Origin of the sequence: Umezawaea sp. NPDC059074 (assembly GCF_042738955.1) — a bacterium.
Lineage (GTDB): Bacteria > Actinomycetota > Actinomycetes > Mycobacteriales > Pseudonocardiaceae > Umezawaea.
Map to the genome: position 1 here is coordinate 17,625 of NZ_JBHYHC010000122.1, position 11,291 is coordinate 28,915.

10 protein-coding genes are annotated in these 11,291 nt (G+C 70.6%); 7 read left to right on the forward strand and 3 right to left on the reverse strand.

Annotation, left to right across the window (positions count from 1 at the left end; genetic code table 11):
• Window positions 1-60: 60 nt before the first annotated feature.
• Both ACFWW9_RS36345 and ACFWW9_RS36350 read left to right on the forward strand, forming a co-directional pair.
• Window positions 61-480, forward strand: a complete 420-nt coding sequence (locus ACFWW9_RS36345; RefSeq protein WP_390386865.1) for a YciI family protein — start codon at window positions 61-63, stop codon at window positions 478-480.
• Window positions 481-525: 45 nt separating this feature from the next.
• Window positions 526-1,773: an RNA polymerase sigma factor gene (locus ACFWW9_RS36350; protein WP_390386867.1), complete on the forward strand. Its 1,248-nt coding sequence runs from the start codon at window positions 526-528 to the stop codon at window positions 1,771-1,773.
• Here ACFWW9_RS36350 and ACFWW9_RS36355 read toward each other — a convergent pair.
• From ACFWW9_RS36355 to ACFWW9_RS36365, 3 genes are all read right to left on the reverse strand, one after another.
• Window positions 1,770-2,699, reverse strand: a complete 930-nt coding sequence (locus ACFWW9_RS36355; protein ID WP_390386869.1) for a zinc-binding dehydrogenase — start codon at window positions 2,697-2,699, stop codon at window positions 1,770-1,772. The two genes, ACFWW9_RS36350 and ACFWW9_RS36355, sit on opposite strands and share 4 nt — an antisense overlap.
• 54 nt (window positions 2,700-2,753) lie before the next feature.
• Entirely contained in the window at window positions 2,754-3,509 is a 756-nt protein-coding gene (locus ACFWW9_RS36360; protein WP_390386871.1) for an aminotransferase class IV, read from the reverse strand.
• A 67-nt stretch (window positions 3,510-3,576) separates the two neighbouring features.
• Window positions 3,577-5,412, reverse strand: a complete 1,836-nt coding sequence (locus tag ACFWW9_RS36365; RefSeq protein ID WP_390386872.1) for a family 20 glycosylhydrolase — start codon at window positions 5,410-5,412, stop codon at window positions 3,577-3,579.
• Window positions 5,413-5,625: 213 nt separating this feature from the next.
• Between ACFWW9_RS36365 and ACFWW9_RS36370 the strand changes: the two genes are divergently transcribed.
• From ACFWW9_RS36370 to ACFWW9_RS36390, 5 genes are read left to right on the forward strand one after another with little or no spacing between them, the layout of a single operon-like run.
• Window positions 5,626-7,737 (forward strand): hypothetical protein, encoded by a 2,112-nt coding sequence (locus ACFWW9_RS36370; protein ID WP_390386874.1) that lies wholly within the window; start codon window positions 5,626-5,628, stop codon window positions 7,735-7,737.
• 14 nt (window positions 7,738-7,751) lie between these two features.
• Window positions 7,752-8,462: an SDR family NAD(P)-dependent oxidoreductase gene (locus tag ACFWW9_RS36375; protein ID WP_390386881.1), complete on the forward strand. Its 711-nt coding sequence runs from the start codon at window positions 7,752-7,754 to the stop codon at window positions 8,460-8,462.
• 10 nt (window positions 8,463-8,472) lie between these two features.
• Window positions 8,473-9,621, forward strand: coding sequence for a galactonate dehydratase (gene dgoD / locus ACFWW9_RS36380; RefSeq protein WP_390386876.1), 1,149 nt, complete (start codon window positions 8,473-8,475; stop codon window positions 9,619-9,621).
• Window positions 9,615-10,220, forward strand: coding sequence for a bifunctional 4-hydroxy-2-oxoglutarate aldolase/2-dehydro-3-deoxy-phosphogluconate aldolase (locus tag ACFWW9_RS36385; RefSeq protein WP_390386877.1), 606 nt, complete (start codon window positions 9,615-9,617; stop codon window positions 10,218-10,220). The genes dgoD and ACFWW9_RS36385 overlap by 7 nt, the downstream gene beginning before the upstream one ends.
• Window positions 10,217-11,134: a sugar kinase gene (locus tag ACFWW9_RS36390; RefSeq protein ID WP_390386879.1), complete on the forward strand. Its 918-nt coding sequence runs from the start codon at window positions 10,217-10,219 to the stop codon at window positions 11,132-11,134. Before ACFWW9_RS36385 ends, ACFWW9_RS36390 begins: the two co-directional genes overlap by 4 nt.
• Window positions 11,135-11,291: the final 157 nt, after the last annotated feature.

Sequence of the window (11,291 nt, forward strand, 5' to 3'; positions counted from 1 at the left end):
AAGCCCGATCGACGCAGGGGTACAAGGCAGGATCGAGACCCCCCACCCCGAGGAGCAGACATGCGGTTCATGGTGATCATGAAGGCCGACGAGCAGTCCGAAGCAGGCGCCATGCCGAGCACGGAGCTCCTGGAGGCCATGGGCAAGTTCAACGAGGAGCTGGTCAAGGCCGGTGTGATGCTCGCCGGTGAGGGCCTGCACCCCAGCTCCAGGGGCGTCCGCGTGCACCTGACGCACGACAGCAACACCGTGGTCGACGGCCCGTTCGCCGAGACCAAGGAGCTGATCGCCGGGTTCTGGCTGCTCGACGTGAAGTCCCGCGACGAGGTCGTCGAGTGGGTCAAGCGCATCCCGACCGGCGAGGGCGAGGAAGCGGTCGTCGAGATCCGCCAGGTGTTCGAGGCCTCCGACTTCGGCGACGAGTTCACCCCCGAGCTGCGCGCCGCCGAGGCGGAGCTGCGGGAGCAGATCGGCCAGTAGTCCCGCGTGCTTGCACGGCCGTCACGGCTCCTGTAGTCAGTGGTTGTGACGGCTTCGGAGGCACACCGCGCGATCGACGCGGTCTGGAGGATCGAATCGGCTCGGGTCATCGCCGGTCTCGCGCGCCTGGTGCGGGACGTGGGGCTCGCCGAGGAGCTCGCGCAGGACGCCCTGCTGGCCGCTGTGGAGCAGTGGCCGGTCGAGGGCGTCCCGCGCAATCCCGGCGCGTGGCTGATGGCGACCGGGAAGCGGCGGGCCATCGACTTCATCCGGCGGGAGCAGAACCTGCGGAAGAAGGTCGAGATCCTCGGGCAGGAGCTGGACCCGCTCGGGGCCGTGCCCGAGGTCGAGGAAGCCCCGGAGATCGACGACGACCTGCTGCGGCTGGTGTTCGTGTCCTGCCACCCGGTGCTGTCCACCGAGGCGCGGGTGGCGTTGACGCTGCGGCTGCTGGGCGGCCTGTCCACGGACGAGATCGCGCGGGCGTTCCTGGCGTCGGAGTCGACCATCGCCCAGCGGATCGTGCGCGCCAAGAAGACCCTCGCCAAGGCCGAGGTGCCGTTCGAGGTGCCCGCCCGCGAGGAGTGGCCCGCCCGGCTGTCGTCGGTGCTGGAGGTCGTCTACCTGGTGTTCAACGAGGGCTACTCGGCGACCGCGGGCGACGACTGGCTGCGGCCCGCGCTGTGCAACGAGGCCCTGCGGCTCGGGCGCGTGCTGGCCGGGTTGATGCCGGGCGAGCCCGAGGTGCACGGGCTGGTGGCGCTGATGGAGATCCAGGCGTCCCGGACGGCCGCGCGGGTCGGTCCGGACGGTCGGCCGGTGCTGCTGCTGGACCAGGACCGCGGCCGGTGGGACCAACTGCTCATCCGCCGCGGCCTGGCGGCGTTGGCGCGCGCCGAGGAACTGGGCGGCGCGGAGGGCACGTACGCGCTCCAGGCCGCCATCGCCGCGTGCCACGGCCGGGCCAGGACGTCGGACGCGACCGACTGGGCGCGGATCGCGGACCTGTACGACACCCTGGGCAAGGTGAAGCCGTCGCCCGTGGTGGAGCTGAACCGGGCGGTGGCCGTGTCGATGGCCCACGGCCCCGCGGCCGGTTTGGAGCTCGTGGACGACCTGATGTCCGAGCCGACGCTGAAGAGCTACCACCTGCTGCCCAGCGTCCGCGGCGACTTCCTGATGAAGCTGGGCCGCCTGGAGGAGGCCCGCGGCGAGTTCGAGCGGGCCGCCTCCCTGACGCGCAACGCGCGGGAGCAAACGCTGCTGCTGGAACGGGCCGCGGCCTGCGGCTAACGCGCTTCGAGCAACGTCTTGCCCACCGCGCCACGGGATTCGATCAGCGCGTGGGCGTCGGCCGCCCGGTCCAGCGGGAAGCGTTGGCCGATCAGCGGTGTCACCGAGGCGAACGCCCGCAGCGTCGCGGCCCTGGCGTCCTCCGGTGACGGGCGGGGCGGGCCCGCGATCAGCGTCACGGACCGCTCCGCCGCCGCCTCGGGGCTGACGCCCGCCCACTCGCCGCTCGCCAGGCCGAAGCTGATCATGCGGCCGTCCCGGTCGAGCAGGGTGAACGCGGCGCGGGCCAGCGCGCCGCCCACGCCGTCCAGCACGACGTCCACCGCGCCCACGGCCGCGCGGACCCGGTCGGGCCAGTCGGGGTCGAGGTAGTCGACGACCACGTCCGCGCCGGTGACCAGCGCGGTCTTGCGCGGGCCGCCCGCCGCGGCGACCACGACCGCGCCCGCCGCCTTCGCCAACTGCACCAGCAGCGTGCCCACGCCGCCCGCCGCCGCTTCCACCAGCACGCGGTCACCGGCCTTGAGCCCCACGGCGTCGGCGATCAGCACCGCCATGCGGCCGTCGGCCAGCAGCGCCACGGCGTGGTCCAGCGGCACGTCCTCCGGCACCGGGATCAGCTCGGCGACGTCCACCGCGACCCGCTCGGCGTAGCCGCCCCTGCCTCCGGTGCTCGTCACCACCCGCGCGCCGATCAGGCCGTCGTCCGGCGCGGCGACGACAGTGCCGCCCACCCCTCCCCCGAGGATCATCGGCAACCGCACCGGCCACGGCGCCTTACCAGCCCTGACCTGCGTCTCCACGAAGGTGATGTTCGCGTAGTCCGCCTCGACCAGCACCTGCCCCGGACCCGTCACCGGGTCCGGGGTGTCCTCCACCCGCAGCACCTCGGGTCCCCCGAACTCCCTCACCCACACCGCGCGCACGCCGACCCCTCACGTTGACCGGCCCCCAGCCTCCGACCTCGACCTAGGACGAGGTCAAGGCCTCTGCCACGGGACGCTCTCGTAGGCGTCCACGACGACCTTCATCCGGGCCGGGTCGACGGGGAACTCCAGGTCGTCGATCGCGCCGACCGGGACGACTCCCCTGGCGTTGGTGAGGAACGCCGCGTCGAACGCCGTCAGGTCGTCCAGGCGCACCTCCGCCAGCCGCGGCGGCTCGGGCAGCGCGGTGTTGACCAGCTGCATGGTGATGCCCAGCAGCACGGGGGCGTCCGGCCAGACGACCGTGTCGCCCTGGAAGAAGCCGATGTTCGTGGTCGCGCCCTCGGTGATCAGGCCGTCCGGGGTGGTGAGCAGCGCGTCGTCGAACCCCGCGCGACGGGCCAGTTTCACGTGGTGGGCCTGTGCGAAGCCGCCGAGGTGCTTGAGGTGCGGGAACGGGCGGGTGTACGGGACCGCGAGCAGGCGTTGCGGGGTGCTTGGCGGCTCGCCGGGAGGGTTGACCGTGACCATGACCGACAGGGCGTCCTCGGGCTGGAACACGTAGACGCGCAGGGACGCGTCGACCACGTCCGCGAGCGCGTGGCGGACGTGGCTCAGGACGAGGTCGTCGTCGAGCCGGACGTCGAATATCTCCTGCGACGCGGTGCGGAGCCGGGTGAGGTGCAGGTCCATGCCCCGGACCTGGCCGCCGCGGACCTGCATCGCGGTGAAGTTGCCGGTCGTCGACGTCGCCGGGTGCGCGAGGGTGTCAGCGGTTGCCGGGAGACCGTCGATCTCGATGCGCGTCATGCGCCCATCACACCACCCCCGGCGCCGGCCGTGAACGGTTCGGGGGACCGTTCACGGCCGACGCGTCTCAGCAGGCGCCGCTGTCCCGCCAGACGCCCCACTGGCCGGTGGTGCCGGGCTCCTCGCCCTGCGTCCACCACTGGGCCGTCCACTTCCGGCCGTTGTGCGACACGACGTTCGTGGCCGTGTAGACCTTGGTCCGGTCCCACGCCGCCGGGCAGTTACCGGGCGGAGTCGTCGTGGTCGTGGTGGTGGTCGTCGTCGTTGTGGTGGTCGTGGTGGTCGTGGTCTCCCACGGCACCTGGGTGGACTTGTAGAAGTTGATGCCGAGGTTCGTCCAGCGCGGGCCCTGCGCGGCGAGGCGGAGCTTGAACTGGTCCCAGTTGTGGGTCGACCACGGCGACCAGCCGAGTTCGGCGATGGCCGCGAGCCGCGGGAACGCCATGTACTCGATGTTGGCCGACGTCACCAGCGTCTCGGTCCACAGTGGAGCCTCGACGCCGCGGACCGCGCTCTCGCCCACGCCGTTGAGGTAGGCGCCGGGGTTCCAGCCGTACGCGTCCTGGACCTCGATGCGCGCCGCCCAGTCCTGGCCCAACGGGGTGCTGGCGTTGTACTTCATGTCCAGGTAAGCCTTGTTGGCCGGGGACATGATCACCTTGTTGCCGCGCGCCACGGCCGCCGCGACGACGGAGTTGGACGTGCTGGTGTCCCAGAACTGCGGGATCGCGGTGGTGTCGGTCGTGGTCTTGACGAACTCGTGCCAGCCGACGGCCGTCTTGCCGTACTTCTTGACGATCGGCAGGACCTTGTCCATGAACGTCTTGTAGTCGGCGTCGGTCGTGGCCTGGGCCTCGTCGCCGCCGAGGTGGAAGTACGGGCCGGGGGTGATGGCGGCGATCTCGCGGATCACGTCGTCGAGGAACTGGTACGTCACGGCCTTCGAGACGCACAGCGAGCTGTAGCCGACCTCCGTGTCGGTGCGCGGGCCCGGTGCGACGCCGTTGCAGTTCAGCTCGGCGTACGACGTCAGGGCCGCGTTGGTGTGGCCGGGCAGGTCGACCTCGGGGATCACGGTGATGAACCGCGAAGCCGCGTAGGCGATGATCTCCTGGTACTGGGCCTTGGTGTAGAAGCCGCCCGCACCGCCGCCGACCTGGGTGGCGCCGCCGACCGACGTGAGCCGCGGCCAGCTGTCGATCGCGATCCGCCAGCCCTGGTCGTCGGTCAGGTGCAGGTGGAAGTAGTTGACCTTGTACAGGGCCAGCTGGTCGAGGTAGCGCTTGACCGCGGCGACCGGCTGGAAGTGCCGTGCCACGTCGAGCATCGCGCCGCGGTGGACGAACCGCGGGTAGTCGAGGATGGCCGTGCCGGGGATCGTCCACGGTCCGCTTTGGACGGTCGACGCCTCGACCTTCGCGGGCAGCAGCTGGCGCAGCGTCTGCACGCCGCCGAACAGGCCCGCGCCCTTGGTCGCCTTCAGCACGACGGTGTTCGCCGCGACGTCGAGCTGGTAGCCCTGCTCGCCGACGCTCGCGTCGGCCCCGGAGAGCAGCAGCGAGATGCCGTCGGCCGGGGTGCCGGACGCGTCGGAGACCGGCAGGGCGAAGCCGGTGGACTTGCGCAGGACGCCCGCGAGGTAGTCGCCGACCGACCGCGCGTCCGCGTTCCCGGCCTGCGTGTAGATCTTGGTCGTGCTGGTGAGGGTGAACGTGACCCCGGCCGTGGCCGACACCGAGACAGGGGCGGGGACCAGGCTCTTCAGCGGCTCGGCCGCCTGCGCGACGTCGGGGGTCTGGGCTCCCAGCGTCCAGACGACCGTGCCACTGGCGACGAGCGCGGCCGCGGCGAGGGCACGACCCGCCCGACGCCATCGACTTCCTTGGAGCGCTTGGGTTTCCACGTCGTCCTCCTCGGTCGGACCGATCCCACGTTCGCAGACTGCTGAACAGCGGACCCCTTTGTCAATGGTCTGTACCAATTGGTATGACCTGGTCAGCCACTTGCCCGCACCCTCGGCCGTATTAATTACGAATAATCGTTGACACTCCGCGGTCGACCCGGCAATCTCACAACGCGAAGCCAGCCCCTGCGGTCAGAGGTGAGGGATCCGAAGATGTCGTACGCAACGAGGCGTAGAGCGACCGTCGTGCTGGGCGCGCTGGTCGCCGCCATGGTCACGGCACTGCCCGTGGCACAGGCCGGTGACGACCAGGGCGCCCCGGACTACTACAACAGCGGCCTCTCGGCCACGCCGTACATGGGGTGGAACTCCTACTACGGCCTCGGCGCGCCGACGGAGACGCAGGTCAAGGGCGTTGCCGACCACCTGGCCAGCAGCGGCCTGCGCGACGCGGGGTACAAGATCGTGTGGCTGGACGGCGGCTGGCAGGCCCCGACCCCGCGCGACGCGAGCGGCAAGCTCGTCGCCGACCCGGAGCGGTTCCCGTCCGGCATCCCCTCGCTGGTCACGCGCTTGCACAGCCAGGGGTTCAAGGTCGGCATCTACACCGAGGCCGGGGCCTACGACGGCAAGAACTGCGGCCTGGGCAGCGGTGGCGGGTACTACGAGGCCGACGCGAAGCAGTTCGCCGCGTGGAAGGTCGACGCCATCAAGATCGACTTCCTGTGCGCGATCAACCAGGGCCTCGACCCCGCGACCGCGTTCGGCGACTTCAGCAAGGCCGTCGCCAAGTCCGGCCGGAAGATGATCCTCAACGTCTGCAACCCCGTGACCTGGGAGTGGGGCATCCCGCACACGCCCGCCCAGGAGGCGGGCCGCTCGTACTCGTTCGGGCCGCGGATCGCGGACTCGTGGCGCACCAGCACCGACATCGCGTTCGGCACGGCGTACCCGAACCAGTGGGCCAGCCTGCTGCGCAACATGGACGACAACGCGGCGCACCCCGAGGCGGCCGGGCCGGGCCACTTCAACGACCCGGACTACCTGCTCCCGATGCGCGCGACCCAGTGGGGCGGCTACGAGTTCAACGAAGAGGAGTCGAACACCCAGCTGGTGATGTGGGCGCAGATGGCGTCGCCGCTGGTGATCGGCTCCGACCCGCGCACGCTGCCGCCGTCGATGATCGCCTCGCTGAAGAACCCGGAGATCCTCGCGGTCGACCAGGACCCGCTGGGCATCCAGGGCGTGCGCGTCGCCAACAACAGCACCGGTGACGTCTACAGCAAGGTCCTCAACGGTCGCGGCCAGCGCTCCGTGGTGCTGCTCAACCGCTCCGAGGCGCCCGCCGAGATGACCGTGCAGTTCTCCGCGGCGGGCCTCACCGGCAACGTCAAGGTGCGCGACCTGCGGGCCCGCGCCGACCGCGGCCGGTTCGACGGCTCGTACACGACGACGGTCCCGGCGCACGGCACCGCGATGCTGAAGCTGACCGGCACCGACCTGGTGCCCGGCGCGGACGCGGGCGGCTCCCCGTCGGCCAGCCCGGCGCTGGTCCGGTTCGACGACACCAACGCGCTGTCCTTCATCCGCGGCGCTTCCGGCGACCTCCAGGTGAGCAAGAAGTCCGGCGCCGCCTGGTCCGGCAAGTGGACCAGCCTCGGCGGCCCGCGCGGCGCGCGCATCCTCGGCCAGCCCGCCGCGTACGGCTCGGCGAACGGCCGGGTGGACGTGTTCGTGCGCGGCACCGACAACGCCGTCTACCAGCGGACGCTGAAGGACGGCCGGTGGTGCGAGTGGATCAAGCTCGGCGGCACCGCCACCGACGCGCCGACCGTGGCGTTCACCTCCCCCACGTCGTGGACGCTCACGACGCGCGGCGCGGACGGCAAGGTGTGGCAGCGGTCCGCGACCGGCGGCTGGTCCTCCCTCGACGCCCCCAACGGGCAGCCGATCTACGGCCGCCCCAGCACGGTCGTCGTCAACGGCACCGTCCACGTCGCCGTCCGCACGGCCGACGACGGCACGTGGGAACGGGTTCGCGACGCCGCGGGCACGTGGGGCGCGTGGACCGACCTCGGCGGTGTGATCAGCGGCAGCCCGACCCTGCTCTCCACCGAGGGCCGGGTGTACCTGTTCGCCCGAGCGAGTGACTACACGCTCTGGCAGCGCAACTTCGCCGACGGGAGTTGGGGAGGCTGGTTCAAGCGCGACGAGTTCCCCAGCAACGCCTTCACCGGGGCGCTCGGGGTCGCGGCGGGCGCGAACGGGTCGGCGTGGCTGGCGGTTCGCGGCTCCGACGGCCGCGTGCACCAGACCGTTCTGTAGATCCAGCAGGAGGAATCGTCGTGACTCGTTGTGCCGTGGTGACCGGGGCCGCGTCCGGTATCGGGGCGGCCACCGCCCGCAAGCTCGTGGCGGACGGCTACTCGGTGATCGCGGTCGACGTCGACGAGGCGGTGACCGGGCTCGACTCGGTCACCGCGGTCGTCGGCGACGTCGCGGCGGACGAGACGTGGGCGGCAGTGGCGGCCGCCGCCCCGAACGGTGTCGACGCCTTGGTGAGCAACGCCTTCACGGTCGTGGTGAAGCCACTGCACGACACCACGCGCGCCGAGTGGACGCGGCAGGTCGAGGTCAACCTCACCGCCGCGTTCCTCGGCGCGCGCACCTGCCTGCCCTCCCTGGTGGAGAAGAGGGGCGCGATCGTGCTGGTCTCGTCGGTGCACGCCACCACGGGCCTGCCCGGCCACCCCGCGTACGCCGCCACGAAGGGCGCGCTCGTCTCGCTGGCCCGGCAGCTCGCCGTCGAGTACGCCCCGGACGTCCGGGTCAACGCGGTCCTGCCCGGCCCGGTGCTCACCGGCGCGTGGGACCGCGTCCCCGAACCCGACCGGGAGCGCAGCGCGGCCGCGACCCCGTTGGGCCGCTTGGGCGACCCGGCCGAGGTGGCCGAGGTCATCGCCTTCCTGCTGTCCCCCGCCGCGTCGTTCGTCACCGGTGCCGAACTGGTCGTCGACGGGGGTTGGTCCGTGCACAAGGATTCCGCTTGAAGGAGCACAGGTGAAGATCACCGACGTCGAAACCTTCCTGGTGGCGCCGCGCTGGCTGTTCCTCAAGGTCAGCACGGACGAGGGTGTCGTCGGCTGGGGTGAGCCGGTGGTGGAGGGCCGCGCGGAGACCGTGCGCGCGGCGGTCCACGAGATGGCCGACCTCGTCATCGGCCAGGACCCGCTGCGCATCGAGGAGCACTGGCAGGTCCTGCGCCGCGCCGGTTTCTACCGCGGCGGCCCGGTCCTCTCCAGCGCCGCCGCGGGCTACGACCAGGCACTCTGGGACATCGCGGGCAAGGTCCGCAACGTCCCCGTCCACGAGTTGCTCGGAGGCCCGGTCCGCGACCGCGTACGCGTCTACTCGTGGATCGGCGGCGACCGCCCGGCCAACATCGGCGAGGCGGTAGCGGCCCAGGTGGACCAGGGCTACACGGCGGTCAAGATGAACGCCTGCGGCCCCATGACCACCATCGCCACCCCCGGCGAGGCACAGGCCGTCCTCACCAGAGCCCGCGAGGCCAGAGAAGCCCTGGGCCCGGACCGCGACCTGGCGATCGACTTCCACGGCCGCGTCTCCCCAGCCATGGCCCGCCGCCTGGTCCGCATGCTGGAGGAGGTGCAGCCCATGTTCGTGGAGGAACCAATCCTCCCCGAACTCAACGGAAACGCCCTCGCGTCGGTAGTGGCGGCCAGCGGCGTCCCCATCGCCACCGGCGAACGCCTCTACAACCGCTGGGACTTCAAACCGGTACTGGAAGCAGGCGTGGCGGTGGTCCAACCCGACCCGTCCCACGCGGGCGGCATCTCCGAACTGAGGCGAATCGCCTCCATGGCCGAGGTCTACGGCGCGGACATCGCCCCCCACTGCCCCCTGGGCCCTATCTCCCTGGCGGCCAGCCTGCAAATCGCCTTCGCCACCCCCAACTTCCTGATCCAGGAACAAAGCCTCCGCATCCACTACAACGACGGCAACGAGTTCACGGACTACCTAGTCGACTCGACCCCGTTCGACTTCACCGACGGCCACGCCCGCAGGCCCTTGGGACCGGGTTTGGGTATAGAGGTGGACGAGAAGGCAGTACGCCGAGCAGCAGAACACGGCCACCGCTGGCGATCACCGCTGTGGCGACACGACGACGGGAGCGTGGCGGAATGGTGACCTTCACAGAAGCACTGACAACCCACCGCTTGGTGGCGATCGTCCGCTCGGACGACCCAAGAACAGCCGTAACCACCCTGTTCGAAGCAGGCATCAGACTGGTAGAAATCTCCCTGACCAGCCCCAACGCCCTGAAAACCATCGCCGACCTAGCCCCAGACCTCCCAGCCGACGCCTGGCTGGGCGTAGGCACGATCCGCACGGCCGCAGACATCACCGACGCCAAGTCAGCAGGCGCCACCTTCGCCGTAAGCCCGGCCACCACAACCGCCGTCCGCGCCTCCATCGAGGCGAACCTCCCCATCCTGGCAGGCGTCCTCACCCCCACCGAGATAGAAACCGCCCTCTCCTACGGCGCAACAGCCCTCAAACTCTTCCCAGCTTCCCTAGGCGGCGTCGACTACCTCAAAGCCCTACGCGCCCCCTTCCCCGACGTCCCCTTCGTCCCCGTGGGCGGCGTAGGCGTGGCAGAAGCAGTCGCCTACCTCCAGGCAGGCGCGGTAGCCGTAGGCGTCGGCTCCCCCCTGATGGGCACCAGCTTGTCCGGCTTGGCAGACCGCGCCAAGCACCTGCTGGACACGATCGGCACCGCCACATGACCGCAGACGTGCTGACGTTCGGCGAAACCATGGCCGTCCTCCGCGCCCAATCCCCCGGCCCCCTACGCCTGGCACGATCACTGGACCTGACCTTGGCGGGCGCGGAAAGCACCGTCGCAATAGGACTGTCCAGACTGGGCCACAACGCCCGCTGGGTGGGCAGGGTGGGCACAGACGAGTTCGGCGCTCTGATCGCCGACCGCCTACGCGCCGAACAAGTCGACACCGTCGCCATCCCGGATTCCACAGCCCCCACCGGCCTGCTGATCCGCGAACAACGCACCGCGACCCTCGCCAGGGTCGCCTACTACCGCTCCGGCTCGGCAGGCTCCCACCTGTCTCCCGACGACCTCCAGGCCCCTCTCCAGACCGGCGCGAGACTCCTCCTGCTCTCCGGCATCACCCCGGCCTTGTCCGCATCGGCCCGAACCGCCACAACCGCCGCCGTGGACCACGCCACGGCGAACGGCTGGACCGTCTGCCTGGACATCAACTACCGCTCCAAGCTCTGGTCCCCTCAGGACGCCTCCGACACCCTCACCCCGTTGGCGTCCCAAGCCACGATCGTCTTCGGCGACCAGTCCGAACTGGACCTCGTCGGGGGGACGCAAACGTTGCTGGACAAGGGGGTTCGCGAGGTGGTGACCAAGCGCGGAGCGGAGGGCGCGGACGTCACCACGCGGGCGGCTCATTGGGCTTCTTCGGCCGCACCCACCACTGTCGCCGACATCATCGGCGCGGGTGATGCTTTCGTGGCCGGGTACCTTTCGGCGCTCCTGGACGATCAGGAGCCTCTGCAACGTCTGTCCAGGGCCACGGCGGTGGCCGCCATCGCGATCAGCAGTCTGGGCGATTGGGAGGGTCTGCCTACTCGCGCGGAACTGCCCCATCTGTCCGGCGACACCATTCGTTGACCCACCTACCAGCCGGGTCAGTCGGCGGCTTCGATTTCCAGCCCGCTGTGTCCGATTTGATATGGGGCCCCTAGATTTGCCCCTTGATCGGGCCAAAAGGCAGTGCCCCAAAGCCCTGCCCGATCTCCAATTTTAAGGGGCAAATCCCCCAAATAAA

Excerpts from the sequence above, each read along its gene's own strand:
- ACFWW9_RS36385 (WP_390386877.1), top strand. The coding sequence starts at position 9,615 with ATGGTGACCTTCACAGAAGCACTGACAACCCACCGCTTGGTGGCGATC.
- ACFWW9_RS36345 (WP_390386865.1), top strand. The coding sequence starts at position 61 with ATGCGGTTCATGGTGATCATGAAGGCCGACGAGCAGTCCGAAGCAGGC.
- ACFWW9_RS36390 (WP_390386879.1), top strand. The coding sequence starts at position 10,217 with ATGACCGCAGACGTGCTGACGTTCGGCGAAACCATGGCCGTCCTCCGC.
- ACFWW9_RS36370 (WP_390386874.1), top strand. The coding sequence starts at position 5,626 with ATGTCGTACGCAACGAGGCGTAGAGCGACCGTCGTGCTGGGCGCGCTG.
- ACFWW9_RS36360 (WP_390386871.1), bottom strand. The coding sequence starts at position 3,509 with ATGACGCGCATCGAGATCGACGGTCTCCCGGCAACCGCTGACACCCTC.